General features: G+C 68.5%; 21 protein-coding genes. 7 read left to right on the top strand and 14 right to left on the bottom strand.

What is annotated here, in order from left to right:
- Positions 1-65 precede the first annotated feature (65 nt).
- Positions 66-1217, top strand: coding sequence for a glutamate--cysteine ligase (locus FXO18_RS14155; protein ID WP_149361794.1), 1152 nt, complete (start codon positions 66-68; stop codon positions 1215-1217).
- Here FXO18_RS14155 and mnhG read toward each other — a convergent pair.
- The 11 genes from mnhG to moeA all read right to left on the bottom strand — a co-directional run bounded on the left by mnhG (position 1214) and on the right by moeA (position 14329).
- Complete coding sequence (mnhG, locus tag FXO18_RS14150; RefSeq protein ID WP_149361793.1) at positions 1214-1540, bottom strand: monovalent cation/H(+) antiporter subunit G; 327 nt, start codon at positions 1538-1540, stop codon at positions 1214-1216. The genes FXO18_RS14155 and mnhG overlap by 4 nt on opposite strands.
- Complete coding sequence (locus tag FXO18_RS14145) at positions 1537-1848, bottom strand: monovalent cation/H+ antiporter complex subunit F (RefSeq protein ID WP_149361792.1); 312 nt, start codon at positions 1846-1848, stop codon at positions 1537-1539. The genes mnhG and FXO18_RS14145 overlap by 4 nt, the downstream gene beginning before the upstream one ends.
- On the bottom strand, positions 1845-2402 hold the full coding sequence (locus tag FXO18_RS14140) for a Na+/H+ antiporter subunit E (RefSeq protein ID WP_149361791.1): 558 nt from the start codon (positions 2400-2402) through the stop codon (positions 1845-1847). The genes FXO18_RS14145 and FXO18_RS14140 overlap by 4 nt, the downstream gene beginning before the upstream one ends.
- Positions 2399-4060, bottom strand: coding sequence for a Na+/H+ antiporter subunit D (locus FXO18_RS14135; RefSeq protein WP_149361790.1), 1662 nt, complete (start codon positions 4058-4060; stop codon positions 2399-2401). Before FXO18_RS14135 ends, FXO18_RS14140 begins: the two co-directional genes overlap by 4 nt.
- On the bottom strand, positions 4057-4563 hold the full coding sequence (locus FXO18_RS14130; RefSeq protein WP_235900679.1) for a Na(+)/H(+) antiporter subunit C: 507 nt from the start codon (positions 4561-4563) through the stop codon (positions 4057-4059). Before FXO18_RS14130 ends, FXO18_RS14135 begins: the two co-directional genes overlap by 4 nt.
- The gene (locus FXO18_RS14125; protein ID WP_149361789.1) at positions 4560-7466 is read right to left on the bottom strand and encodes a Na+/H+ antiporter subunit A; all 2907 of its coding nucleotides are present in this window, start codon (positions 7464-7466) and stop codon (positions 4560-4562) included. Before FXO18_RS14125 ends, FXO18_RS14130 begins: the two co-directional genes overlap by 4 nt.
- Positions 7467-7516: 50 nt before the next feature.
- Positions 7517-8932 (bottom strand): hypothetical protein, encoded by a 1416-nt coding sequence (locus FXO18_RS14120; RefSeq protein ID WP_149361788.1) that lies wholly within the window; start codon positions 8930-8932, stop codon positions 7517-7519.
- Positions 8933-8937: 5 nt separating this feature from the next.
- Positions 8938-11169, bottom strand: coding sequence for an AAA family ATPase (locus FXO18_RS14115; RefSeq protein ID WP_149361934.1), 2232 nt, complete (start codon positions 11167-11169; stop codon positions 8938-8940).
- 117 nt (positions 11170-11286) lie between these two features.
- Positions 11287-12210 carry a CDP-alcohol phosphatidyltransferase family protein gene (locus FXO18_RS14110; RefSeq protein ID WP_149361787.1) on the bottom strand — a complete coding sequence of 308 codons (924 nt, stop codon included), beginning with the start codon at positions 12208-12210 and terminating at the stop codon, positions 11287-11289.
- Positions 12211-12280: 70 nt separating this feature from the next.
- Positions 12281-12994: a phosphatidylserine decarboxylase gene (locus tag FXO18_RS14105; protein ID WP_149361786.1), complete on the bottom strand. Its 714-nt coding sequence runs from the start codon at positions 12992-12994 to the stop codon at positions 12281-12283.
- A 132-nt stretch (positions 12995-13126) separates the two neighbouring features.
- Positions 13127-14329, bottom strand: a complete 1203-nt coding sequence (moeA, locus tag FXO18_RS14100; protein ID WP_149361785.1) for a molybdopterin molybdotransferase MoeA — start codon at positions 14327-14329, stop codon at positions 13127-13129.
- Positions 14330-14460: 131 nt separating this feature from the next.
- Between moeA and FXO18_RS14095 the strand changes: the two genes are divergently transcribed.
- Positions 14461-15237, top strand: a complete 777-nt coding sequence (locus FXO18_RS14095; RefSeq protein WP_149361784.1) for an HAD-IIA family hydrolase — start codon at positions 14461-14463, stop codon at positions 15235-15237.
- A 29-nt stretch (positions 15238-15266) separates the two neighbouring features.
- Here FXO18_RS14095 and FXO18_RS14090 read toward each other — a convergent pair whose 3' ends face one another.
- Positions 15267-16187: a pseudouridine synthase gene (locus tag FXO18_RS14090; RefSeq protein WP_149361783.1), complete on the bottom strand. Its 921-nt coding sequence runs from the start codon at positions 16185-16187 to the stop codon at positions 15267-15269.
- Between the two features lie 293 nt (positions 16188-16480).
- On the opposite strand from FXO18_RS14090, the gene groL reads away from it, so the two are divergent.
- Positions 16481-18106: a chaperonin GroEL gene (gene groL / locus FXO18_RS14085; RefSeq protein WP_149361782.1), complete on the top strand. Its 1626-nt coding sequence runs from the start codon at positions 16481-16483 to the stop codon at positions 18104-18106.
- Between the two features lie 79 nt (positions 18107-18185).
- Here groL and cysC read toward each other — a convergent pair whose 3' ends face one another.
- Together cysC and FXO18_RS14075 are read right to left on the bottom strand one after the other, a co-directional pair.
- Entirely contained in the window at positions 18186-18794 is a 609-nt protein-coding gene (gene cysC / locus FXO18_RS14080) for an adenylyl-sulfate kinase (RefSeq protein ID WP_149361781.1), read from the bottom strand.
- A gap of 70 nt (positions 18795-18864) precedes the next feature.
- The gene (locus FXO18_RS14075) at positions 18865-20475 is read right to left on the bottom strand and encodes a sugar transferase (RefSeq protein ID WP_149361780.1); all 1611 of its coding nucleotides are present in this window, start codon (positions 20473-20475) and stop codon (positions 18865-18867) included.
- A gap of 388 nt (positions 20476-20863) precedes the next feature.
- Between FXO18_RS14075 and FXO18_RS14070 the strand changes: the two genes are divergently transcribed.
- From FXO18_RS14070 to FXO18_RS14055, 4 genes are all read left to right on the top strand, one after another.
- Positions 20864-21994 carry a glycosyltransferase gene (locus FXO18_RS14070; RefSeq protein WP_149361779.1) on the top strand — a complete coding sequence of 377 codons (1131 nt, stop codon included), beginning with the start codon at positions 20864-20866 and terminating at the stop codon, positions 21992-21994.
- Positions 21991-23796, top strand: a complete 1806-nt coding sequence (locus FXO18_RS14065; protein ID WP_149361778.1) for a DUF4012 domain-containing protein — start codon at positions 21991-21993, stop codon at positions 23794-23796. The genes FXO18_RS14070 and FXO18_RS14065 overlap by 4 nt, the downstream gene beginning before the upstream one ends.
- 17 nt (positions 23797-23813) lie before the next feature.
- Positions 23814-24716: a rhamnan synthesis F family protein gene (locus FXO18_RS14060; RefSeq protein ID WP_187774375.1), complete on the top strand. Its 903-nt coding sequence runs from the start codon at positions 23814-23816 to the stop codon at positions 24714-24716.
- Between the two features lie 209 nt (positions 24717-24925).
- On the top strand, positions 24926-25960 hold the full coding sequence (locus tag FXO18_RS14055; RefSeq protein ID WP_187774374.1) for an alpha/beta hydrolase: 1035 nt from the start codon (positions 24926-24928) through the stop codon (positions 25958-25960).
- The last annotated feature ends 258 nt before the right edge of the window (positions 25961-26218 follow it).

Below are 26218 nucleotides of genomic sequence, written 5' to 3'. Positions count from 1 at the left end.
CGACGCAACTGAGCACCGAGGCCGCTGCCCTGCACGGGGCAGCGGCCTTGTGGTTCCATTCAAGGGTGGAACTCCGCTTCGCAGGATCGCCCCGCCCCACGCTCGGGGTCGAATGGGAGCTCGCGCTCGTCGACCGTAGTGCCCGGGACCTCGCCAACCAGGCCGAGGACGTGTTCGAGCTGCTCGAGTCGCAGCACGGGATCATCGCTGGGACCCGCGTGCACCGGGAGTTCCTGCGCAACACCGTCGAGATCGTCACGGGCATCTGTGATACCACCGCGCAGGCAATGGGCGAGATCAGCGATACCCTCGCCGCGCTGCTCGATGTGGGCGATCAGCTCGGGCTCGACTTCCTCAGCGCGGGCACCCATCCGTTCGCGCAGTGGACCGACCACATGCTGACCGACAAGCCGCACTACCGCGAGATCATCAACCGCAGCCAGTACTGGGGGCGCCAGATGCTGATCTGGGGCGTGCACGTCCACGTTGGGGTGTCCCACCCGGACAAGGTGTTCCCCATCCTCAACGCCTTGCTGATGAAGTATCCGCATCTCCTCGCGCTGTCGGGCTCCTCGCCGATGTGGGACGGGCAGGACACCGGCTACGCCAGCACCCGTGCCTTGCTTTTCCAGCAGTTGCCCACTGCGGGCCTGCCCTTCCAGTTCGAGACGTGGCAGCAGTTCGAGCAGTTCACCGCGGACCAGGTCACCACGGGCATCATTGAATCGGTCGGTGGCCTGCACTGGGATATCCGGCCCAATCCTGCCCTCGGCACGATCGAGATCCGCGTCTGCGACGGCACCCCCACTCTGCGGGAGCTCGCCGGGCTCGTGGCGCTGATGCACTGCCTGGTGGTGGATCTCGATGAGCGGTTCACCCGGGGCGAGCAGTTGCCGTCGATGCCGCCGTGGCTGGTGCAGGAGAACAAGTGGCGGGCGGCGCGCTATGGCCTCGATGCCGAGATCATCACCGATGATGCCTGCACCGAGCGACTCGTCACCGATGAGATCACGAGCATGCTCGAGCAGCTCGCGCCGGTCGCCCAGCGGCTCGATTGCAGCGCCGAGCTGGCATCGGTGGCCGATATCCTCCGTATCGGAGCCTCCTACCAGCGCCAGCGTGCCGCAGCGAGGGCTGGCGGCATGACGGCAGTGGTCGACCAGCTCGTCGCGGAACTGCGTGGGAGCATCGGGGCGGGAGCATCGGGCAGGACCTAGTCGTCGCGGTTGGGCTCCATCTGGTCGATCGTCATCAGGTCGCGCCGGTACAGGCCCTCGCGGTGCGCGAGCCGTCCCACGCGGTGGCCGACGACGGGAATGGTGAGGCAGGCGAAGAAGATCGCGAGGACGAGCATCCCGGTCTCGCGGCTGCCCCAGCTCGCTATCGCGGCCGCGGCGAGGGTGAGGATGAGGCCCACGATCTGGGGCTTGGTGGCGGCGTGCATGCGGGTGAGGGTGTCGGGGAAGCGCACGACGCCGATCGCGGCGATGAGCCCGAGCGTTGATCCGGCGAGGGCGAGCAGCCCAGCGAGGATCATCATGTGCCAGTCTCCTCGGTCGTGGTGCCAGCAGGAGCAACGGGTTGCTCGATCCGATGATCGGGCACGCGGTAGCGGGTCACCGAGATGGATCCGACGAACCCGAGCAGGGCGAGGACGACGATGGCGGGAACGATGGTGGTGTCCCGGGTGTAGATCGTCCAGACAGCGAGCCCGCAGATCATCAGGGCGACGAGCATGTCGACCGCGACGAGCCGGTCGAGGCTGTTGGGCCCGCGGACCAGCCGGTAGGAGGAGATCAGCGTGGCGAGGACGAGCATGCCGCCGCTGAGTCCGAGGATCAGGGTCATTGGTGCAGCCTTCCTCGTGCCGTGACGCTCCCGGGTATGGCATCGCGCCACTCGTCGGGGCGCTCGAACGCGCGCACGAACCATTTCTCCAGCAGGTCGGTGTCGCGGTGGAACTTGGTTACCGCTTTCTTGTCGCGGACGTCGAGGACGTGCACGAAGACCACGCGCTGCACCTTGTCGACCTGCACGACGAGGCTGCCGGGGATGAGGCTGAGCGCATCGACGAGCAGGGTCAGCACGAGGTCGGACCTGATGCCCACGCGCCGCTTGAGGATCGCGCTGCGTGGCGGGGCACCGGGCTTGAGCACGAGCCACGACACCTCGATGGTGGCGCGGACCAGCAGGCCAGCGATGACCAGGTTGAGGATGATGAAGGAGAGTGGATGGAACGTGCCGCCGATCGGGATGCGGGGCAGCGGCAGCAGGTAGACGACTCCCAGGCCGACGAGGATGCCGGCGAGGATCGTGCCGGGCGCGAGGTCGCCCCAGAGGAGCACCCAGATCGCGGCGAGCCAGGCAGTGGCGGCGAGCTTGCGGACCAGGTCGCGTGTCATCGGTCGCCCCCTTGCACGGTGGATCCACTGATCGGCTCGGTGGGCAGGTCGAGGGAGGCCTGGTCCTCGCCGAGGACAGTGCTGATGTAGTCGGTGCCGCCGCGCAGGTTCGCCGCGGTGCGGGAGGTGAACTCCACGAATGGTCCAGCGAGCACGGTCAGCACTAGGCCCATGACGATCAGGCCGATCGTGGGCAGCACCATGAGCACGGGCATGCGGCCGACGTCCTTGCGGTCGGTGAGCTTGATGTCGAAGGAGTCCTCGATCATGACGGTCGGGGTGGAGGCAACGAGGTCGCCCTCGGGGGCGTCGGCCCGCTCCCGCCAGAACGCCTTGGTCCAGATCCGCGCCACGACGTAGAGGGTGAGCAGGCTCGTGATGACGCTGCCCGCCACGAGCGTCCAGGCGAGGAAGCCCGCATCGTCGGCACCGGCCTGCAGCAGTGCCACCTTGCCGATGAAGCCGCTGAATGGCGGGATGCCGCCAAGGTTGAGCGCGGGCACGAGGAAGATCACGGCGAGCAGCGGGCTGGCCTTGGCGAGGCCTCCGAGGCGCCGCAGCGAGGACGAGCCTGCTTGCCGCTCGATGAGCCCCACGATCAGGAACAAGGTGGTCTGCACGATGATGTGGTGCGCCGCGTAGTAGATCGCCCCGGAGAGCCCGAGAGTGGACGACAGCGCGATGCCGAACACCATGAAGCCGATGTGGCTGACCAGGGTGAAGGAGAGCAGGCGCTTGATATCGGACTGGGCGATGGCGCCGAGGATCCCGACGATCATGGTGATGAGCGCGGCGACGAGCAGGATGCTATCGAGCAATCCGCTGGGGAAGATCAGCGTGTGCGTCCGGATGATCGCGTAGATTCCCACCTTGGTGAGCAGGCCAGCGAACACCGCGGTCACCGGCGCCGGGGCGGTGGGGTAGGAGTCGGGCAGCCAGCCGGAGAGGGGGAAGATGGCGGCCTTGATGCCGAACGCCACGAGCAGCACGGAGAAGATCGCGGTGCGGGTTCCCTCGGGCACGTCCTGCATGCGCACCGCGATGTGCGCGAGGTTGAGGGTGCCGACGGCGGCGTAGGTGAATCCGATGCCGAGCAGGAAGATGATCGATGACACCATCGAGACGAGCACGTAGGTGATGCCCGCCCGGACCCGCTCCTTGCTGACACCAATGGTCAGGAGCACGAAGCTCGCGACGAGCAGGATCTCGAAGCCCACGAACAGGTTGAACAGGTCACCAGCGAGGAAGGCATTGCTCACGCCCGCGGTCAGCGCCAGGTAGGTGGGCACGAAGATCGAGACGGGTTGCTGGTGGTTGCCGTCGCGGATGCCCTGCCCGACGGCGTAGACGAGCACGGCGAGCAGCACCGCGGAGGAGATCAGCAGCATCAGTGCGGAGAGCCGGTCGGCGACGAGGGTGATGCCGACCGGCGCGTCCCAGCCACCGACCTGCACCGCGTGCGTGCCGTGGACGTCCGTCAGGTACATCAGGATCGCAGCGATGACGAACACCGCGGAGAGCACCGCGAGAGTGATGTAGCGCTGCACGCGGTAGTGGCGGCCGAAGAACAGCGATGCTGCCGCTCCGAGGAGGGGAAGCAGCACGGGCAGCGGCAGCAGGATGCTAGCCAGGTCGGGGGAGAGGAGGGGCGTGCTCATCCGCGATCCCCTCCCTGATCCCTGTTGCCGAAGTCGGTCTGGTCGAAGTCGGTGTCCGAGCCGTCCACCGGCGGCCCGTGCCGGCCCCCGGGCGGCGTGGGTGGAGCGGGCCTGGGCAACTCGTAGTCGGGTGCCTCCGCGCGTGTCCGGCGGGGCAGCTTCTTGTCCTCGGCGTCGTCATCGACGTCCTCGCGGGTCTGCAGGGTGAACGAGCGGTAGATCAGCGCGATCACGAATGCCGACAGTCCCATGCTGATCACGATCGCGGTCAGGATCAGCGCCTGCACCAGGGGATCCGCCATCGAGGAATGCGCCTCGGAGGTCCGGCCGACGATCGGCGGCCCGCCCGAGCGCCCGCCCATGCCCAGCAGCAGCAGGTTCACCGAGTTGGTGAGCAGAAGCAGGCCGAGGAGCGCCTTGAGGATGCTGCGCTCCATCACCAGGTACACGCCGCATCCGAAGAGGACGCTCGCGATGACCAGCATTCCGATGCTCGTGGTCACTGGCGCTCCACCTCGATCCGCGAATCCAGGCGCGCGCCCAGGCTGCGCAGCACATCGACAACGAGCCCGATCACCAGCAGGTACACGCCGATGTCGAAGAACAGTGCACTGACCAGCTTGACCTCGCCGAAGACCGGGAGATCGAAGTACCAGGTGGCCGAGGACAGTGCCGGTGCCCCGGCGAGCAGCGAGGCCATCGCGACCATCGCCGCGATGCCGAGGCCGACACCGAGGATTCGCCCGGCATCGAAGGGCACCGACTCCCCGAGCTCGTACTTGCCGCCCGCGAGGTAGCGCAGCACCAGCGCGAGGCCCGCCACGAGCCCGCCCGCGAAGCCCCCGCCGGGAGCATTGTGGCCGGCGAACAGGAAGTACACCGACAGCACGATCATCGCGGGGAACAGCAGCCGCGTGGTCACCTCGAGAACATACGAGCGGTTGCGCGGGTTGCGCAGCTCGCTGCCGCGGAGCCACACGATCTCGGTGTACTGGAGGTGGCGCCGGGCAGGCATGGCAGCGACCTCCGGCAGCCGTTCCTCGCTGAAGTCCTCGTCGGCGAACGAATGATGATTCTCGCGGTGCGCGGAGGCAGGCGCATCAGCGATGCGGGGAGCGCTGCCGAAACGGCGGTTGCGGAAGATCAGGCTGGCGATGCCAGTGGCCGCGACGAGCAGCACGCTGATCTCGCCGAGGGTGTCCCAGGCACGGACATCGACGAGCACCACGTTGACGATGTTGGCGCCGTTGCCCTCCTCGTACGCGAGGTAGGGCAGGTAGGCCGAGACGGGCATCTCGGAGCGGGTGCTCACCGCGAGCAGCCCGACGACGAGCACCAGCAGTCCCGATCCGATGCCGAGCAGCGCGCGGATAGCGTGGTGGCCCATCGCGCGAGTGGGCGGCGGCTCTGCGGGCAGCTTGCGCAGTAGCAGCACGAAGATCACCAGTGTCAGTGTCTCCACCACGACCTGGGTGAGCGCGAGGTCGGGGGCACCGTGGAGGGCGAAGATCGCTGCGGTGCCATACCCGGTGATGCCGATCAGCAGGATTCCGCTCAGCCTGTTGTCGAGCATGGTCGCGGTGATCGCGGCTATCACCATCGCGATGCCCACGCCGATCTGCACCGGCGAGCCGAGATTGCCCTGCGGGGCGATCGACCAGTCGTTCCAGATGATCAGGGTCAGCGCGGGCAGCCAGATCAGCGTGGCGAGGATCGTTGCCTGCGTGAAGGGCAGCGAGCCGCGCTGGGTGGCGCCCGTGACGCGCTGCGCGAGCGCATCGATGACCCGGAGCACCGCATCGTAGGCACGGTCCGCGTTGCCCAGCGGGGGAGTGTCGAAGCGGAGCCTGCTCACCTGGCGGTGGGCGATGAACAGCCCCAGGCCGCCGAGCACGGCAAAGGCGCTGAGCGCGAGCGCGAGCTCCGATCCGCCCAGCTTGGGCTTGGCCCCCTCCTCGCCGACGGGGAACTGGTCGATGTAGGGCAGCATCCCGCTGACCAGCGTGGCAGTGGCGAATCCCGCGACGAGGCCACCCACGGACAGCACCGCTGGGGAGAGGGTGAAGACGAATCCGGGACGGACCATCTCGGCGACGGCCGTGCTGGGCTCGCGGTGATGCTTGCTGGCGAACGCGCCGGAGACGAACCGCAGGCTATATGCCGCGGTGAACACCGAGCCGAGCACGACGGCGGCGAGGGTCGCCCAGCGCAGTGCGGGAGGCAGCACTTCCGTCTCGGCGATCGCGGTGAACGCGGTCTCCTTGCCGTAGAAGCCAAGGAACGGGGGCAGGCCAGCCATGCTCGCGGCGGCGAGCGTGGCGACCACGGCGAGCACCGGCGCGCGCCTGCCCAGTCCCCATAGCTTGCGCACGTCCCGCGTTCCGGTGCAGCGGTCGATGATGCCGACGACGAGGAACAGGGTTCCCTTGAACAGGGCGTGGGCGATGATGAGCGCGACCGCGGCGAGCGCGGCATGGCGGGTGCCCAGGCCCGCGAGCACCATGAGGAAACCCAGCTGGCTCACGGTGCCGAACGCGAGGATCAGCTTCAGGTCGAACTCGCGCAGCGCGCGCCAGCCCGCGATCACCATCGACAGGGCACCGAGGGTGATGATCAGCGGCCGCCAGGTGGAGGCATCGGCGAAAGCCGGAGCGAGGAGCGCCATGAGGAACACGCCGGCCTTCACCATCGCCGCGGCGTGCAGGTAGGCGCTGACCGGAGTGGGCGCGGCCATCGCTGCGGGCAGCCAGAAATGCAGGGGGACGATCGCCGATTTCGACAATGCCCCCACGGTGACCAGGGCCAGCGCGACGTCCACCAATCGGCCCGAGGGCGGATCGGCAAGCAGGTCGGAGAGCAGGTAGCTGCCCGTCAGCTGGCCCAGCATGATGATGCCCACGAGCATCGCCAGGCCACCGAAGGTGGTGACGAGCAACGCTTTCGTCGCGGCGCGGCGGCTATCGAGCTTCTCCTGCTTGTAGCCCACCAGCAGGAACGACAAGACTGTGGTGGCTTCCCAGAAGACGTACAGCAGCAGCATGTTGTTGGAGGTGATGATCCCGAACATGGCGCCAGCGAATGCCACGAGGTATCCCGAGAACGAACCGAGCCGCACTGCCGAGGCCGGGAAGTAGCGCGCGCAATACAGCAGGACCAGCGCGCCCACGCCCAGCACGATGCACGCCATGATCGCGGTGAGCCGATCGAACCACAGGTCGATGCCCAGTCCTAGCTCGGCGGCCCACGGGATCGAGACGCGGTGCGGGCTGGAGAAGCTCGATACCACCCAGCCGAGGCTGGCGAGCGGCACGAGCGCGAGCACCATGAAGGCGTTCCTGCCCAGGAAGCGAACCAGGACCGGCGCGATGAGGGCGGCGAGCGCATGCGCTACGAGAACCGCGATCAAGGGCAACTCCGTCCGGGTCGTGGGCATGAGGGCCCTGGGCGGATACCTGGCTAGTCTAGGGGGTCGCTGCGCTTCGCGCCGGTCCATCGGAGGGTGCCATAGGCGATGCCGAGGATCCCGGCGCCACAGAGCCCCACCACGCTCACCGCGATGATGCTGCCACTGCTGGCCGGGATCACCTGGAACCAGAGCGCGGGCAGCTCGGAAGCAGCACGCACCGTGGCCGAGGGGATCGCCCCCTGGAACAACGGCTGCGATACCAGGGCAATGATCGTCAGCGACATCAAGGGCGAGAGAACCGCCAGGGCGATCCCGGACGGGCCGGCCCCGGGCAGCGCCGAGCCAAGGGCGATGCCCGTCCCTAGAGCGATCAGCATCAACTGTCCCGCGATGATCGCGCCCGATCCTCCGGCGATGACACCGATGACCGGCACCGCAGCGAGGATCAGCAAGCCGTTAAGGACGTGATAGCTGCTGTGCCGCAGCACCGCGCCGAGCGCGAGGCTCGCGAGCAGCAGGAGCGTCACCGGAGTCGCCCACGCGACGGCGATGCGCGGGACGTGGCCGATCACCGGTGCCGCCGCGGCGGTGAATGCCACCATCACCAGCAGTGCGGTGCCCGCCCACGGGCTGATGGTGAGCGCGAGGCGCAGCGCCACTAGCCAATGCGCCACCATCAGGACCGCGATCGCCGCCGTCGCCATGCTGAACCTCGCCAGCATTGGCCAGCCCCGCGAGGACTCAGCGACCAGGGCGATCGCGGCGATGTGCGCGGCACCGAGCCCGGCCGCGAGCATCAGGAGCTCGCGCAACCGTGGCGCCGCGAGCACGTGGCTCGCCCCTGCCGGGAGGGGCGAATCGAGGATCACCCCTGCCGTGAGGGCCGCGAGGCCCAGCACCAGCAGCATCCACGTCGCGGACGTCCCTACCGTGCCTGCCGCGAGCAACCGGCCATTGAGGTAGATGCCCGACGCGGCCCCGGAGATGAAGCCGGACAACAGGACCGGGCCAAGCACCCCGGCGGCCGCGGCCAGCGCGGGGGCAGCGCTGCGGAACGACCACGAGCGCGAGAGCACCGCGCCGATCACCACCCCGGCCAGGATGGCCGAGGCGACGCGCAGGCCCAGGTAGGCCTCCACGCCCAGGGGAGCGCTGTAGCCGTCGGCGTGGAAGAACCGCAGCACCACCATGCATGCCAGCAGTGATCCACCTGCGATGAGCCAGGCGCGCGAGGACCTGCCCAGCCGCGCGGCCGCCCACACCGCCGCGAGCACGGAGCATGCGAGAGCGATCGGTTCCCCGACCGCGAGCGCCCCGCCCGCGCGCGCGTACTCGCGGGCATCGAGCGTCATGGGCAGCGCGCCCACGAGCACCGCGGTGGCTGCCGCGGGCGCGAGGAACCCGATCATGGTGGCGAGCAGCAGCTCGAGACGGGGACGGGCCGTCGATGTCGAGATCGTCATCATGGAGATCAGTCGGCCGCCCGCCGGTCAGCGAATGCCTTCAGCGAGGCCACTTGATCAGGGTCCAGAGATGGCCGCACGGCCTTTCGCGCGGATTCCACATCCTCGGCAGTCACGACCGTCGCCTCCACCGAGCGGCGCATAGCGGCGAGAGCGGCCTCGCGCAGCAGCGCGGCGCAGTCCGCTGCCGAGTACCCATCGAGCTGATCAGCGAGCTCGTCGAGCCGCACGTCCTCGGCGAGCGGGATCGCCGCGCCCGCCGCGCGCAGGATCGCGGTGCGGGCCTCGGCGTCCGGCGGCGGGACGAACACGAGCCGCTCCAGCCGGCCCGGGCGCAGGATAGCGGGGTCGATCAGCTCCGGCCTGTTGGTGGCGCCGAGCACGATCACATCGCGAAGGGGCTCGGCACCGTCGAGCTCGGTGAGCAGCGCCGCCACGACCTTGTCGCTGACCCCAGAATCGGTGCTCTGCCCGCGCCGGGGCACCATCGCATCGATCTCATCGATGAAGATCAACGAGGGCGCTGTGTTGCGTGCCCGCTGGAACAGGTCGCGCACGGCCTTCTCCGAGGATCCCACCCATTTGTCCATCAGCTCGGAGCCCTTGACGGTGTGCACGCTCAGTTGCCCGGAGCTCGCGAGCGCCCGCACCACGAAGGTCTTGCCGCAGCCGGGCGGCCCGTAGAGCAGCACGCCGCGCGGGGGCTGCACGCCGAGGCGCGCGAACGTGTCGGGGTGCCGCAGCGGCCACAGCACCGACTCGGTGAGCGCCTGCTTGGTCTCGACCATGTCACCGACGTCCTCGAGCGTGATGCCGCCCATCGAGATCTCCTCGGTCCCCGACCGCGACAGGGGCCTGATGACCTCGAGCGCGCCGAGCAGGTCCTCCTGCTTGATCACGGCGGGAGCGCCCTCCCTCGACGCGCGCGACGCGGCACGCAGCGCGGACTCGCGCCGCAGCGCCATCAGGTCTGCCGCGACGAACCCCGGGGTGCGCAGCGCGATCACCTCGAGGTCGAGATCGGTGGTCGGCACGTCCCGCAGCAGGTGGTCGAGCAGGGCGCGGCGGATGGCTCCGCCCGGCAGCGCGATGGTCAGCTCGCGGTCGCACAGGTCGGGCGCGCGTAGTCGTGGATCGGTGAGGTCCGGGTGCGCCGTCGTTGCCACGAGCACCACTTGATCGTTGGCGATGGCGCGGCGCAGCCTGCTCAGGATCAGGCTGGATACGGGCTCGGGGTCGCGTGGCAGCAGCGCATCGATCTCGGTGATGAGCAGTACTCCACCGCCGCGCGCGGCATCGATGGCCTGCGACACCGTCTCGGCGCGGCTGCCGGACTCGAGCGCGCCGGTTCCGGGGCCGTCGAGCTCGATCACGTTGCGGTCCGCGCACACCGAGCGCACCAGGGTGGCCTTGCCGGTGCCCGCCGGGCCAGTAATGACGATGCCGAGCCGCGGCGATGCACCGAGGGAAGTGAGCAGCTCCGGCTCATCGAGAGCAAGGCTCAGCCAATCGGTGAGCTTGGCTACCTGATCGGCGACACCCACCAGTTCGCCCACCGGCACCGGTGCCTCCGCAGCTACCTGCGTGGGCCGCGCGGAGGGTCCAGCGCTGCCGCGGGGAGCTGGCGTCGCTCGGGCAGCGGTCGCCGTCGTGCCCCCGCTTCCGTCCCCTGTCCGGCTCCGGCTACTGGTGATCAGCGGATCCTGCCCGCGCCCCGGATTGTCCGTCGACGATCCTGGCCAGGCCATCGCAGTATTGGGCTGCACGCTCACCGCTCCGCGCGGCTCGGTCTCCACGACGGTCAGCAGCTCGGAAGTCCAGGTGATGCCCACGGCGCGCCGCAGGGCCTGCGTGGCGTCAGAGGTGCTCGTGCCTGGTCCGAGGTCGCGCGGCAGCAGGGACACCGTATCGCCGACAGTGACGACCTTGCCGAGCAATGCCTGGCGCAATGTGTTCGGCGTCAACGAGGTCATGGCCAGGGAGGAGCCGCTCACCACGATCCGGCGCGCGCCCTGCACCGCGACGGGCCGCACCACCACCGTGGCATCCTCGCGGATCCCCGCATTGGAGAGGGTCACATCGTCGAGCAGCGCCACCCGGGGCGCGGAACCCTGCGGCGCGCGCGCCACCACGGCCGCGGTGCTGCGGGTGCCATAGATCTCGATCGCGTCCCACTCGCGGAGGTCCAGCGCGGAGAGCACCTCGGCATGGACCCGCACCACGCCCCGGCGCGAATCCATGTGGGCGGTGGAGAGGCGGGCCGTCAGGGTCACGTGGGCCGTGTCGTTGGCGGGATTCACGTGCACGAGCCTAGACGCTCGATGCGCCTCGGCGCCCGCGGATGCGCGGTGGTGCGGTCACCGGCGGGGCCGGGCGCGCCCCGCGACGCGCGACAGCCGACCGCGAGGCTTGGACCGGCGCAGGCCCAGCCGGGTCAGCGAGCGGCGCTGCGCGCTCGAGCGACGGATCGCGCGTCGCTCCGCCGGGGGGATGTCCCACGTCTCGGGCCGTGCCGCCACCCAGCGCTTGGTACGGATGGCATACGGGATGTGCGCGAGGTAGAGCAGCACCATGAGCACCAGCACCACGTACGGATAGGTGATGAGCCCAGCGGCGATCAGCGCGACGAGGATCAGCAGCAGCGCGGCGATGCGCGGTGGCACCGACACTTGCTTCATCGCGAGCGTCGGGACCCGGCTGACGATCAGCGCCGCGGCACCGATCATCCAGGCCGCGACGAAGATGAACGACGTCCACCAGCCCTCGCCCCAGTACTGGAACGCGGCGAGGGGGGCGATGGCAACGAGCGCCCCGGCGGGGGAGGGCACGCCGACGAAGAAGTCCTTCCGGTAGGCCGGGGCATCCTCGTCATCGGTGAGCACGTTGAACCGGGCCAGCCGCAGCACGATCGAGACGACGTAGACCAGCGCGATGATCCAGCCGCCACTGTTGCCATGCAGCAGGGTCACATAGATGACGAGCGCGGGCGCGACGCCAAAGTTGATCGCGTCCGAGAGGGAATCGAGCTCGGCACCGATCTTGGTGGTGGCATCGAGCAGGCGCGCGATGCGCCCGTCCACGCCATCGAGGATCGCGGCCGCACCGATCGCCGCGATGGCTAGGTCGCCCCTGCCCTCGAGCGCGAACCTGACCGCGGAGAGCCCCGCGCACAGCGCGAGGATGGTGACCGCGCTCGGCAGCAGCCGGATGCTAGCGCTGCGAATCGGCGGTGATTGCTCGCTCGTCGTGTGCTCGCGGGCATGGTCCGGGCGCGCGCGCATCTGCCGTGAGTGATCCCTTGGTTGTCCGTCGCTCAATTGACACCTCACTCGACAGTGGCGTGGCCTCGGCTCACGCTAGTTCCGCGATTACCGTTTCCGCGCCGATCACGCGCTGGCCGCGCTCGACGAGGATGCGGCTGCCCTCGGGGAGGTAGGTATCCACCCGTGAGCCGAACCTGATGAGGCCGTAGGTCTCGCCGAGGGGAAGGACGTCGCCGGCCCGGGCATCGCAGACGATGCGCCGCGCCACGAGGCCAGCGATCTGGACGACCACGACCCGCTTGCCATCGACGGTCCGCAGCTCCATGCTGCTGCGCTCGTTCGACTCGCTCGCCTCATCGAGATCCGCGGAGAGGAATGATCCTGGCCGGTGGATCACCTGCACCACCTGCCCCGCCACGGGGCTGCGCTGCACGTGCACGTCCAGGATCGACAGGAACACGCTGACCCTGGGCACCGGTGCATCCCCGAGGGAGAGCTCGGCCGGTGGTACCGCGGAATCGACGATCGTCACCTCGCCATCGGCGGGGGAGACAACCACGCCGCTGCGCGTGGGCGGCACGCGCTTCGGGTTCCGGAAGAACGTGGCGCACGCGAGGGCCAGGCCGATGCCCGTGCGGCGAGCTAGCCGCGACCGGTGCCCGGCGGCGGCCACCGCGAGCGGCACCGCGATGAACGGGATGCCCGCCGGATGCACCGGGGGAACGGCATCGCGCACGAGGCCGAGCGCGTGGGCGACAGGATTGCGGGGGGCTTGCCCGGGCGGAGCGGGTTTGCGGGCCACTTCGGGTCGACCTCATCTCGTTCGTCGGTGCCATGATGCGCGAGCAGGATGTCGCGCTGGCGTGCTCCGCACAAGCCTACGGCACGGGGTGGCGCGATCGGCGGCGGTCAGGAATGTCCGGGAGCGCCTGGTTCACGGCCGCGACAGGTCCCACACATCCACCGCCTCGCCCGCGGGGATCCGCTCGGTATCGGCCGGGATGTCCACCAGGCAATCGGAGGATGCCAGCCACCGCAGGAAGTGCGATGCGGGCGGGCCGATGGTGCGCACCGTTCCAGTCGCCCGATCCAGCAGGCCGCGCCGGAACTGCCGCTTGCCGCGAGGCGAGCGGATGTCCTCGGCGAGGGTCGCGGAGACGACTTCGCGGCTGGTGCGGGCGTAGCCCATCGCGGCGCGCAGCGCGGGCCGCACGAACACCTCGAACGAGATCAGCGCGCTCACCGGATTGCCGGGCAGCGTGATGATCGGGGTGCCCTCGAAGGTACCGCTGCCCTGCGGCATGCCCGGTTGCATCGCCACCTTCACGAACTCCACGCCGCGGTCGGCGAGGGAGTCCTTGACCACCTCGTACGCCCCGGCGCTTACGCCCCCGGACGTGAGGAAGACGTCCGCGTCGTGGGCATGGGCGCGCAGCGTGGCGAGGAATTCGTCGGTGTCATCGCTGACGAAGCGGAGCTGCGCGGCCACCGCGCCGGCTTCCCGCGCCGCTGCGGCCAGCATGATGCTGTTGGACTCGTAGATCTCGCCGGGGCGCAATGCCTGCCCGGGCGCGACGAGCTCGCTTCCCGTGGAGAGCACCATCACCCGGATCGGCGGGATCACTGGCACGGTCGCGTAGCCGAGGGCGGCGAGCAGGCCGAGCTGGGGGGCGCCCAGCGTGCTGCCTCGCTCGAGCGCGATCTCGCCCTTGGTGATGTCCTCGCCGTTGCGCCGGATGTGCTGGCCGGGCTCGGTGGACGCGGTGATCCGCACTGTCGTCGTGCCGCCGTCGGTCCGCTCGACCGGGATGACGGAGTCCGCGCCGGGCGGCAGCGGGGCACCCGTCATGATCCGGTGCGCCGTGCCCTCGTGATGCTCAGGGATGTCGGTGCGGCCAGCGGGGATGTCCTCCGCCACCGGCAGCGCTATCGGGCTTGCCTCGCTCGCGCCCGCGATGTCGGCGGCGCGCACCGCGTAGCCGTCCATCGCTGAGTTGTCGAAGCCGGGGAGCGATCGCGGGGCGATCACATCACGAGCGAGCACGCTCCGGTGCGCCGCTGCGAGGGTGGCTTCCTTCTCGGGGCGTGCTGGGACGAGCGCGGCGATGGCAGCCGCATGTTCAGTGACCGAGCGCATCCCCCTATTGTGCGGTGCCGTGGCGCTGGGTGGCAGCAGGTGGGTCGATTCGTGCCGTTAGTGGTCATTCCCGACGGCAATTCCGGCTCCTTGTTGCGCCGCCCGGGGCCGTCGTGAGTAGTGTCGGAGTCATGGCTCGCGTTGAGGGCGTTTTGTTCGATATCGACGGGGTGCTCGTGACCTCCTGGCAGGCCATCGAGGGCGCTGCCGATGCGGTGCGCGCCGTGCGCGAGTCCGGCCGCCCCTGCGGGTTCCTGACCAGCACGACGTCGCTCACGCGCGAGCTCATCGCCGCCAAGCTCACCAAGCTCGGCATTCCCGCTGAGCCGGACGACATCATGACCGCGGCGTACCTCACGGCGCAGCACGTGCGGGAGAACCATCCCGACGCGCAATGCTGGGTGCTCAACCACGGCGATGTGTTCATCGACATGGACGACGTCTCGTGGGCGGCCAAGAAGCCGGACCTGATCATCCTGGGCGGGGCGGGGCCAGAGTTCAGCCACGAGGCGCTCAGCCGGGTGGCCGAGCTGATGCTCGCCGGGGTGCCTGCCATCGCGATGCACCAGGGGCTCACCTGGGCCACGAGCTCGGGGGTGAAGCTTGATGTCGGCGCCTACATCCCGGGGCTCGAGGCAGCCGGGAACAGCCGCATCACCGTGATCGGCAAGCCGTCGCCCGGCGCTTTCGAGAAGTCAGCCCGGATGCTCGGCGTAGCGCCCAAGCACACCCTGATGATCGGCGATGACCTCAACAACGATGTGCTCGCCAGCCAGCGCGCGGGCATGCGGGGCGTGCTGGTGCGCACCGGCAAGTTCCACCAGCCCGTCCTCGACGCGAGCAAGGACAAGCCGGATCACGTAGTGGATTCCGTGGCCGATCTGCCTGAGCTGCTGGGCTCCCTCTGATCGCGGCCAGTGCCGCGCCAGGAATGTCGTCAGCGGGCGTGCTCGAGGACGCGTGCGCTGCGGAATGATCGTTGCTGGCTGGTGAAGGGGTCGGTGAACGCGATGCTGGCGGCGAGGAGCTGCAGCGGGTCGGTGAAGTCGTCGTCGGCGCGCTCGCGGATCGCGGGGTACAGGTCGTCGCCGAGGATGGGGGCGCCGAGCGCATTGAGGTGGACCCGTAGCTGATGGGTGCGGCCGGTCTCGGGGCGCAGGTGGTAGAGGGCGCGGCCGTTGCCGAGCGCTTCGGCCCCCTCGATGTGGGTGATGGCGTTGATCGTGCCCGCCTGCTCGGTGGCTTGCCGCTCGCCGGGCCGCTTGGTGATGTGGCTGCGAACGGTGCGCGGAAGCTCGATTCCCGGGAGGCGGGGTGCGACTGCGAGGTATTCCTTGGTGATCCGGCGCTGGGCGAACATCTGCTGGTAGGGCGCGCGTGCTCCGGGATGGGTGGCGAGGAGCAGCACGCCCGCTGTGGTGCGGTCGAGGCGGTGCACCGGGGTGAGGTGGGGGAGGCCAAGCATGATCCGCAGCCGGACCGTTGCTGATTCGGTGACATGGCGCCCGCGCGGCATGGTGGCGAGGAAGTGCGGCTTGTCCGCCACGACGAGGTGGTCGTCCTGGTGCAGGACGGCGATCTCGAAGGGGACGCGGGCCTCCTCGGGGAGGTCGCGGTAGTAGAACAGGGTCATGCCGCGCTCGAGGGGCTGGCTGCTGTCGACGGGCACGCCGCGATCATCGACGATCTGGGCGCTGGCGAGGCGGTGGCGGAAGCGCTCGCGGTGCTCGGGGTAGGTCGCGGCGAGGGCTTCTCCGATGGTCTTCCAGGGGGCGTGGTCGGGGAACCGGACCCAGGCCGCGTCGACGCCGTGGCGCGGGGGGAGCGGTGATCGTGTTGTTGGCGAGCGGTGCCCCACGGCTGTGCTCCTTCCGGCTGGCTGGCGATCGGGGGCGGCTGCTGGGCCCCTTGTTGTTCGCTGTGCGCGGAGCCGGGGGCGCGCCCGGGCCCGCGTCTTGCACTCGCATGGCCCGAGTGCTAAACATGATTCTGGCACTCAATACACGAGAGTGCTAGGTCGGGACGGTGAGGCCAGGCGCTGACACCCTGGTCGTCCGTCGCGGGCACCGCGCCTGGCCAATAGCGCAAATGGGACGCGCAGCCGCTGCACGTTCCGTGTGTCGGCCTCATCACCTGGAGGATCACTTCGCAATGGCCAAAATCATCGCGTTCGACGAAGAGGCCCGCCGTGGCCTCGAGCGGGGACTCAACGCCCTCGCCGACGCAGTCAAGGTAACGCTCGGCCCCAAGGGTCGCAACGTTGTCCTCGAGAAGAAGTGGGGCGCCCCCACGATCACCAACGATGGTGTTTCCATCGCCAAGGAGATCGAGCTGGACGACCCGTACGAGAAGATCGGCGCAGAGCTGGTCAAGGAAGTCGCCAAGAAGACCGACGACGTCGCTGGCGACGGCACCACCACCGCAACCGTGCTCGCCCAGGCGCTCGTGCGCGAGGGCCTGCGCAACGTCGCTGCTGGCGCTAACCCGATGGCGCTCAAGAAGGGCATCGAGAAGGCCGTCGAGACCGTCGTCGCGCGCCTGCTCGATACCGCCAAGGAGATCGAGACCAAGGAGCAGATCGCTGCTACCGCTGGCATCTCCGCCGGTGACCCCCAGATCGGCCAGCTCATCGCCGAGGCGATGGACAAGGTCGGCAAGGAAGGCGTCATCACCGTGGAGGAGGCCCAGACCTTCGGCCTCCAGCTCGAGCTCACCGAGGGAATGCGCTTCGACAAGGGCTTCATCTCGGGCTACTTCGTGACCGACCCCGAGCGCCAGGAAGCTGTCCTCGAGGACGCCTACGTCCTGCTCATCTCGTCCAAGATCTCCACGGTCAAGGACCTGCTGCCGCTGCTGGAGAAGGTCATCCAGTCCGGCAAGCCGCTCGCCATCATCGCCGAGGACGTCGAGGGCGAGGCCCTCTCCACCCTCGTGGTGAACAAGATCCGCGGTACCTTCAAGTCCGTCGCCATCAAGGCGCCCGGCTTCGGTGACCGCCGCAAGGCAATGCTGCAGGACATGGCCATCCTCACCGGCGGCCAGGTCATCAGCGAGGAGGTCGGCCTCTCCCTCGAGACCGCCGGCCTCGAGCTCCTTGGCCGCGCCCGCAAGGTCGTCGTCACCAAGGACGAGACCACCATCGTCGAGGGCGCTGGCGATGCAGCCCAGATCGAGGGCCGCGTCAACCAGATCCGCGCCGAGATCGACAAGTCGGACTCCGACTACGACCGCGAGAAGCTCCAGGAGCGCCTCGCCAAGCTCGCCGGCGGCGTTGCCGTCATCAAGGCCGGCGCGGCCACCGAGGTCGAGCTCAAGGAGCGCAAGCACCGCATCGAGGATGCCGTGCGCAACGCCAAGGCAGCCGTCGAGGAAGGCATCGTCGCCGGTGGCGGCGTCGCTCTCCTCCAGGCCGCCCCGTCGCTCGACGAGCTCACCCTCGAGGGCGACCAGGCCACCGGTGCCAACATCGTGCGCGTGGCGCTCGAGGCACCGCTGAAGCAGATCGCGTTCAACGCCGGCCTCGAGCCTGGCGTCGTCGCGGAGAAGGTCCGCAACCTGCCCACCGGCCACGGCCTCAACGCCGACACCGGCGTGTACGAGGACCTGCTCGCCGCAGGCATCAACGACCCGGTGAAGGTCACCCGCTCGGCGCTGCAGAACGCAGCCTCCATCGCGGCGCTGTTCCTCACCACCGAGGCCGTTGTCGCCGACAAGCCCGAGAAGAACGGGGCCCCGGCCGGCGATCCGACCGGCGGCATGGGCGGCATGGACTTCTGATCCACCCCCGCTAGCCCACGAGGCCCGGAGCAGCATTCCTGCTCCGGGCCTCGTGCCGTCTAGCCCGGCCTCCTGCTGTCTAGCGCAGGGCCGCGACCTGCGCCAGGAGCGTTGGGCAGAGCTGCGCGGCGATGCTCGCGGGCTCGCGCTCGTCGTTGGTGAACGTCGCCTCGGCATCGAGCGGGGGCTCATAGGCGTGATCGATGCCAGTGAAGTTCGGGATGCTCCCCGCCCTCGCGCGCCGGTACAAGCCCTTCGGGTCGCGCTGCTCGCAGACCGACAGAGCAGTATCCATGTAGATCTCCCAGAAAGGGAGCCCATCCTGCTCGTGCGTGGCGCGGGCAAGGCTCCGATCAGCGCGCAGTGGGCTGATCGCGGCGACGATAGCGACGAGCCCGGAATCCGCGAGCAACCGGGCGACCTCAGCGAGCCGGCGAACGTTCTCCGAGCGGTCCGCCATCGTGAAGCCGAGGTCGGAATTCAAGCCGTGGCGCATGTTGTCCCCATCGAGCCGGTACGCGGGCTGTCCCGCCTCGATGAGCGCGCGCTCGAGCTCGCAGGCGAGCGTGGACTTTCCCGCGCCGGATAGGCCGGTGATCCATACCGTCATTCCCCTGCTGATGCGGTCGCGACGGGCGATGCGTGCATCGTGCCACTGGAGGGGCGGTGTTCTCAGGCTCTCGCCCATGTCTCTCCGCTTCGTAGTGAACGTATGGCCAGCTCGGTGTGCTCGGATGAAGGATTCCACGCTAGCGCAGCTAGTACGCGCCCTCACCCTTCACCACGACCCGCGCGGTGCGCCAGAGGATGATGAGGTCCTGCATGAAGGTCCAGTTCTCCACATAGGACAGGTCGAGCCGCACGGTTTCCTCCCAGGTGAGGTCGGACCTGCCGCTGACCTGCCAGGGACCCGTCATGCCAGGCCGGACGAGCATTCGGCGATTGATCCTCCGCGTGTAGCTCGCGACCTCGCTGGGCAGCGGCGGTCGGGGGCCCACCAGGCTCATCTCGCCGCGCAGCACGTTGAACAGCTGTGGCAGCTCGTCGAGGCTGTACTTGCGGAGGTAGCGTCCGATCGGGGTGATGCGCGGATCGTCCCTCATCTTGAACAGCGGGCCATCGGCATCGTTGCCATCGGCGATACGAGGCTGCTGGGCATCGGCGCCCACCACCATCGAGCGGAACTTGATCATGGAGAATTCGACGCCGTCGGTACCGACCCTCGTCTGGCGGTACAGGACAGGCCCGCGGTCCTGGTACTTGATGCCCAGCGCGATGAGCACCATGAACGGACCAAAGACGGCGAGCGCGAGGAGGGCACCAAGACGATCGACAAGTGCCTTGCCGAGGCGGTGCGCGCCCTGGTACTGAGGCGCCTCCACATGGAGGAGGGGCATGCCTCCGGTGGGTCGGATCTTGAGCCGTGGCTCCGAGACATCGGTGACTCCAGGGTGCACGACGAGATCCGTCTTCTCTGCCTCGAGCTCCCAGGCGAGCTCGCGGAGAATATCGGCGCCCAGGCGCTCGGTAGCGGTGACTGCCACCACATCGGCGTTCGCGCGGCGAACCGCCGCGAGGACGGAATGCTCGTCGCCGATGACCGGCACGGCGATGCCATCCACCTCGAGGGAATCGCTGGGGGAGAGGGCGTGATGGTCCTGGGGAACGCAGACCCCGACGATGCGGTGGGCGTGATCGCGCCGGATGCTGCGGATCATGTCCTCCGCGCCGCGGCCGCTGCCCAGGACCACGACGTTCGTGATGAACCTGCCGCGCCGGATCTTGGTGACCAGCCATCGTCGCCACGACCAGCGGCTCGCGACGATACCGACCACGCCGACGGGCAACGCGATGGCCAGGTAGCCGCGCGCGATGCCCAGGTCCAGCAGGAATGCGACGATAGCGATGATGCCGAAGACCTTGACGGATGCGTGGATGATGCGCTGGTACTCCAGTGCCCCCGCGCCAATGATGCGGACGTCGCGGGTGTTCTCGAGCTTGAGCGCGGCGAGCCAGGCCAGCGCGATCACGATGGAGAGCCCGGTGTAGCGCAAGGTGACGCCGGAGGTGCTGAGCAGCGCATGATCAGTGGTGCCGAAGCGGGCTAGCTGGGCGATCGCTACAGCGGCGATGATGATGATGTGATCGGTGATCCGGATCCGCCGGGCGAATCCGCGCCGCCAGGTGTGCGCGGGCACGGCCAGGGTGGAACGGCGTGGCGGCGCGATGGCGTTCCCGGTGGCGTCCGGGTGCTCCTCATGGCGCTGCGCGGGCTTTGCGGCCAGATTGCCTCGTTTGTCTATTTCGCGAATGACATTCACGGACTCTTCGCCGGGGCGGCGGGACTCCACGAGGCTCGGCACTGGCATCCCCCGGATAGTGAATCGGTTTCGGTGAGCTTGATCATAACTGATTAGCCACTTTTGCGTAAATATTCCCCTTGAGCAGTCTATATGTGTTGCGCAATGGAGGCCTGCTGTTCAATTGCCCCCCCAAATTGGGGGCAGGCGGAGGTTCCTGACATTTTGTACTTAATTTGCTCGTGATATCCTATTGCGCCAAGTCGTTTCTGACGGGTTGAATCATTCTGATGACGCCCAGCTATCTCGATGGTGCAACCAGCTGCCTTCGCCGAGGACCAGATCCGCGGGTAGTCTGAGCGCGCGCCTCCCGAGCGCCCAGGCCCGGGGGCCGAGGCCTAGCCCATGCGCCCCGGTCGCTCGGAACTTGCCCGAAACGACAGTGGAGCAGCAACTCATGCCATCGGTAGCAATCCTCGGCTCGCGCGGCTACCCCAGCTACTACGGGGGCTTCGAGACGCTGGTGAGGATTCTCGCGCCCTACCTAGCGGACCAGGGGTGGGACGTGACGGTGCTGGGCCGACCGCGCTCCACGCGCATCGATGACCCCGCTGGCGACCCGAGGATCCGCGCGGTGCGCACACGAGGCATCGAATCACGCTCGGCCAGCACCCTGTCCTACGGGCTCACCGGAGCGCTCTGGGCACGGTCGGCGCGGCCGGACGTCGCGCTCGTCCTGAACGTGGCCAATGGATACTTCCTGCCGATCCTCTCCCGCGCCGGCATCCCCACGGTGGTGAACGTCGACGGCATCGAGTGGGAGCGCGCGAAATGGGGCCGGGCGGCGCGGGCGGTGTTCCGCGGCGGTGCCGCACTGACCGCCCGATACGGCACGACGCTTGTCAATGACAGCGAGGAGATCGCGCGCTACTGGACCCGGCGCTACGGCACGACTGGCACGTATATCCCCTACGGCGGCACTGATCCCGGTCAGCTTCCGGCGCCCGAGGGGCTTCCCTCCGGGGGCTACATCCTCATGGTCGCTCGATTCGTCCCCGAGAACACGGTGCCCGAGTTCCTCGCCGCGGCCGAGGTGCTCGCCGACCAGGCTCCTGTGGTGATCGTCGGATCCTCGGGCTACGGTGGCCCGTTGGACGAGCAAGCCCGCCAGCTCGCCGCGTCGTACCAGCGGATCCACTGGTACGGTCACGTCTCTGACGATCGCCTCCTGCACTCCCTGTGGCAGCACGCCGGAGTCTATTTCCACGGCCACAGCGTCGGCGGGACCAACCCGGCCCTGGTGCAGGCGATGGCTTGTGGAGCGCCCATCGTCGCGCGCGATACCGTCTACAACCGCGAGGTGCTCGGCGAAGCCGGTCGGTACACCGAGCCCAGCGCATCCGCGATCACAGAGGCGATCACCAGCCTGCTGCGGGCGCCCGCTGAGCAGGTAGAGCTCGCAGCGGCTGCGCGGGCGCGCGCGGCCGAGCGGTTCACCTGGGAGAACGTCTGCCAGCAGTACGACCAGGTGCTCCGGGATGCGATAGCCCTCAGCCGTGCCAAGCCAGCGCTCGGGAGCCGACGATGAGCACTGAGCCCGAGCGCGCCCCAGTTGCCAAGCGGAGCATGTCACGCCGCCGCCGGACCCTCCTCATCCTGGCTGTCGCAGTGGCGATTCCGCTGGTGTGGTTCGCATTCATGACCCTCCGCGCATACACCGCGGTCAATGAGATCGAGGATCGTGCGGAAGCTGCCCGGACGCTGATCCTCGGCGGCGATATCGATGCGGCAAAGGTAGAGATCCAGGGAATACCGGAAGCAGCTGCCCGGGCGAGCGCCGCGACCGCCTCTCTTCCCTGGCGCGCCGCTGCATCGCTCCCCTGGGCGGGCGACGCATTCGATACGGTCCGGGAATCGACCGTCATCGTCGATCGGATCGCTTCCGGCGTGGTCGTGCCCGCGCTCGACGCCGGAATGCTCGACATGCTGGGCGGCAGCGACAAACCTGGTCAGATCATCGACGTGGATGCGGTGCGCGGGCTGGCTCCCCGCGCGGGCGACATCGCGCGCGAATCGGCCGCCATCAGCGAGGCCGCCCGGCAGATCCCCGTAGCGCGATTCCCGGGCCGGGTCAACGATGCCCGCGAGCAGCTCATCGACCAGGCAATGATGCTCGCCGAAGCCACCGCGAGCGCGGCCGATGCCGCGCGCGTGCTGCCCGGCTTCCTCGGCGCGGATGAAGCACGGCGGTACCTGGTGGTGTTCCAGACCAACGCCGAGTCCCGAGGCACCGGGGGCCTGATGGGCGGAGCAGGAATGCTCCGGATCGACGATGGCGCCATCACCTTCGAGGACTCGGTCAGCAACCAGGAATTGCCACTGACGGCAGAGCCGATCGATCTCGGTCCCGGCTTCGACGCGCTCTACGGCCGGTACCAGAGCACCCAGAACTGGCAGAACGCTAACTTCAGCCCGCACTTCCCGCACGCCGCGCGGATCTGGCGCTCCATCTGGCAGCAGCACATGAACGAGCAAGTGGATGGCGTCATCGCGACCGATCCGGTCGCGCTGAGCCACCTGCTCGGGGTCGTCGGACCCGTGACCCTCGGCGATGGCGAAACGATCACCAAGGACAACGTCGTGGAGATCACGCTCAATGAGGCGTACTTCCGGTTCGGGGACCGGCAGCTCGCGCGAAAGGCGTACTTGCAAGAGATCGCCGGTGCCGTGATGGCCCGCGTGAACACCTATGACGGGCCGAAGGGTCCGCTCGCGCGTGCCCTCGCCAGGGCTATTGAGGAGCAGCGAATCCTGGTCTGGAGCGCGCAGCCGGACGAGCAGGCCGTCCTCGGGGAGAGCATCGTCGGTGGCACTCTTCCGCAGGACGACGCCCCCTACGCGCATGTGGTCCTGAACAACGGCGCGGGCGGCAAGCTGGACTACTACCTCCAGCGATCGCTCGAGTACCGCGCTGGATCCTGCGAGGGGGAGCGCCGGGAATCAGAAGTCACATTGCGGCTGACCAATACGGCACCGCCGCTCGACGAGTACCCGGCCTATCTCATGGGTCGGCTCACCCCCGAGACCCAGTACGCCGGGCCGCCGGGCACCAATCGCACAGTGATCAGCTTGTTCGCCACTCCCGGTGCCAGGCTCGCCAACACCTATATCGATGACCGGCGCGTTCCCCTCACCTTCACCAATGAGCTTCTGGGCCACCCTGTCTTCACCGCGGTCGTGCTCACCGAGCCAGGGGAGACCGTCACCGTTCGCTACGACCTCGACGAGCCGACCCACGCCGGGGAGGCCACGGTGCCGCTGCAGCCACTCGTCGACGATCCCCAGGTATCGGTGGATGTACCGTCCTGCGGGCCTTCCCCGGAGGGATGACGCGCGCGATGCCGCACATGATCCGTGTCAGCACGATCTGGCTCGCTACGCATGTGCGGATCATGCTGCTCCGGTCCCCGGTCACGTTCATGATCCGTAGCCGACGGACGCGGCCTGTCATCCGGCCGTTCGATCGGGCACCGACCGATCAGCGCGACCGCGTTGCGCCCGACCCTGCCGGGCAGCCGAACCGGCTCGTCGTGCTCATGCACGTCTACTACCAGGACGCGCTGCCGCGCCTCATCGAGCTCCTTCACGCCATCCCCGCGCGATTCGACCTGGTCATCACGAACTCGAGCGGCGCCCCGCTGCTCCTGCCCGATGATCTTCCCGGCGAGCTCGACGACCTACGGATCCTTGATGTGCGAAACCACGGACGCGATATCTGGCCCATGGTGCAGGTCATCAACGATGGCTTGATCGACAAGCATGATCTGGTCCTCAAGGTCCATACCAAGCGGAGCGCGTGGCGTGATCGGCACAGCCTCGCGGGGACGGGGGCCGAATGGAACGAGCAGTTGCTCGAGGCGACCCTTGGCGGGCCGGGGCGTATCAGCACCATCCTCGACGTATTCGCCCGCGATCCTTCCCTGGGCCTGGTGACGGCGCCGGGCTGCGTGCTCGGTCCGGAGCGCTGGGGCCAGAATCATTGGGCGACGAGGATCCTTCTCCGGCGCATGGGCCTGCCGATGCGCACCTATCGGCTGCGGTTCCCGAGCGGCTCGATCTACTGGGCGCGGGCATCCATCCTGCGGAAGCTCGGGCAAGCCACGCTCGAGGAATGCGACTTCGAGGCCGAGGCAGGGCAGGTCGACGGCACCACCGCGCATGCGATCGAACGGGGCATCGGATACTTATGCATCGATGCGGGGCTGCGAATGGCCACTACGGATGAGCTCTCCGCCGCGTGGATTCCGTAGCAATTGACCTACAGATCTGCATGGTGACCGCGCGCCGTCGCTCGATCTCTCCAGGGCCACGGAATAACGAAGGCGCAACACAATTCCCTTCCTGCGAGCCAGGTCCAATAGGAACCCGGCGAAGGAGCGAGCCTCGCGCTAGAGTGCCTGACGATGGCTGGCACGGCACGATCGTCCAGGAAACCTTCATGACAGGCGGAGCACCGGCAATGACCACGACACGTCGCCAGATCTCAGCGCGGGCACCGAAGGCGCGAACATCTAGGGCGCGGGCGCGGAGGAGCAGCACCATCCTCGGGATCTGTGCAGCGCTCGCCCTCACCGTCTCTCCCGCCACCCACGCTCAGCCCACCGCACCGGAGGCTCCGGGCAGCTTGCGGGTCGAGAGCACCAACGGCCGCGAGATGGTCGCGCAGGTGTACTCGCCGTCGATGGGCAGGGACATCAAGGTCGAGATCGTCCGGCCTCGCGACACCAGCCGGCCCAGCCCCACCCTGTATCTCCTCGGCGATCTCTGGCTCGACAAGACTGATGTCCTGGACTTCTACGAGGACAAGAACGTCAACATCGTCATCCCACGCGGCGGTGCCTACACCTACTACACCGATTGGCGAGCGCCGGACCCCAAGGTCGGTGTGGCCAAGTGGGAGACCTTCCTGACGCGCGAGCTGCCGCCGGTGATCGATGCGTCCCTCGGTGCTACGGGACGGAACGGCGTGGCTGGCATCTCCATGGCCGCGACCTCGGTGCTGACCCTCGCGATCAATGCTCCGGGAGTGTTCGAGGCCGTGGGTTCCTACAGCGGCTGCGCGCAGACCAGTGATCCGCTGGGCCAGGCGTTCGTCCGGGCCCTCGTCGAAGGCCGTGGTGGCGCGGACACCCTCAACATGTGGGGGCCGCCGAGCGATCCAGCCTGGGCGGCCAATGATCCCTACCTGAATGCCGAGGGGCTGCGCGGCACGTCAGTGTTCATCTCCAATGGCAGCGGGCTACCCGGGCCGTACGACACGCTCGATTCCCAGGACATCGAGGGGGACCCCGGCAAGCTCATTGACCGGTTCGCCGTCGGTGGCATCCTCGAGGCCGCGACGAACGTGTGCACGCACCGGTTGGTGGATCGGATGAACGAGCTCGGCATCCCGCATGAGTTCAAGTTCCGGATGAACCGGACCCATGCGTGGGCCTACTGGCAGGAGGATCTGCACGACTCCTGGCCGATGTTCGCCGACGCGCTCGGTTCCTGAGCCAGCTGGTCGAAGTTTTCCTCGTGTGAGCTGGTGGTTTGTGCTGGGGGCGCGGGGGGTGTAGGTTTTGTCCTCGCTGCCGGGAACGGTCGGCGGGATCGGCGGGGCCCCGGGAACGGGGCGCGCGGATCGTCGCTGGTCGGCCTGCCTGGCCGCCGAGGGCACGGGATTTGACGCGCTGGCGGTGGTGGGGTTAGTCTTGGTGGCTGTGCCTGGGGGAGCTTCCCCGCCGTGTTCGGCGGGGTGCCTGGTGGGCGT

Origin of the sequence: Lolliginicoccus suaedae (assembly GCF_008312885.1) — a bacterium.
Lineage (GTDB): Bacteria > Actinomycetota > Actinomycetes > Mycobacteriales > Mycobacteriaceae > Lolliginicoccus > Lolliginicoccus suaedae.
The sequence above is the reverse complement of the archived record's forward strand: the minus strand, read 5'-3'. Positions and strand labels throughout refer to the sequence as shown.

Excerpts from the sequence above, each read along its gene's own strand:
- FXO18_RS14110 (WP_149361787.1), bottom strand. The coding sequence starts at position 12,210 with ATGCGCGCGCGCCCGGACCATGCCCGCGAGCACACGACGAGCGAGCAA.
- FXO18_RS14055 (WP_187774374.1), top strand. The coding sequence starts at position 24,926 with ATGACCACGACACGTCGCCAGATCTCAGCGCGGGCACCGAAGGCGCGA.
- FXO18_RS14065 (WP_149361778.1), top strand. The coding sequence starts at position 21,991 with ATGAGCACTGAGCCCGAGCGCGCCCCAGTTGCCAAGCGGAGCATGTCA.
- FXO18_RS14060 (WP_187774375.1), top strand. The coding sequence starts at position 23,814 with ATGATCCGTGTCAGCACGATCTGGCTCGCTACGCATGTGCGGATCATG.
- FXO18_RS14120 (WP_149361788.1), bottom strand. The coding sequence starts at position 8,932 with ATGATGACGATCTCGACATCGACGGCCCGTCCCCGTCTCGAGCTGCTG.
- groL (WP_149361782.1), top strand. The coding sequence starts at position 16,481 with ATGGCCAAAATCATCGCGTTCGACGAAGAGGCCCGCCGTGGCCTCGAG.
- FXO18_RS14070 (WP_149361779.1), top strand. The coding sequence starts at position 20,864 with ATGCCATCGGTAGCAATCCTCGGCTCGCGCGGCTACCCCAGCTACTAC.
- FXO18_RS14135 (WP_149361790.1), bottom strand. The coding sequence starts at position 4,060 with ATGAGCACGCCCCTCCTCTCCCCCGACCTGGCTAGCATCCTGCTGCCG.
- mnhG (WP_149361793.1), bottom strand. The coding sequence starts at position 1,540 with ATGATGATCCTCGCTGGGCTGCTCGCCCTCGCCGGATCAACGCTCGGG.
- cysC (WP_149361781.1), bottom strand. The coding sequence starts at position 18,794 with ATGGGCGAGAGCCTGAGAACACCGCCCCTCCAGTGGCACGATGCACGC.
- FXO18_RS14115 (WP_149361934.1), bottom strand. The coding sequence starts at position 11,169 with ATGGATTCGCGCCGGGGCGTGGTGCGGGTCCATGCCGAGGTGCTCTCC.
- FXO18_RS14140 (WP_149361791.1), bottom strand. The coding sequence starts at position 2,402 with ATGACACGCGACCTGGTCCGCAAGCTCGCCGCCACTGCCTGGCTCGCC.
- FXO18_RS14095 (WP_149361784.1), top strand. The coding sequence starts at position 14,461 with ATGGCTCGCGTTGAGGGCGTTTTGTTCGATATCGACGGGGTGCTCGTG.
- FXO18_RS14075 (WP_149361780.1), bottom strand. The coding sequence starts at position 20,475 with ATGCCAGTGCCGAGCCTCGTGGAGTCCCGCCGCCCCGGCGAAGAGTCC.
- moeA (WP_149361785.1), bottom strand. The coding sequence starts at position 14,329 with ATGCGCTCGGTCACTGAACATGCGGCTGCCATCGCCGCGCTCGTCCCA.
- FXO18_RS14145 (WP_149361792.1), bottom strand. The coding sequence starts at position 1,848 with ATGACCCTGATCCTCGGACTCAGCGGCGGCATGCTCGTCCTCGCCACG.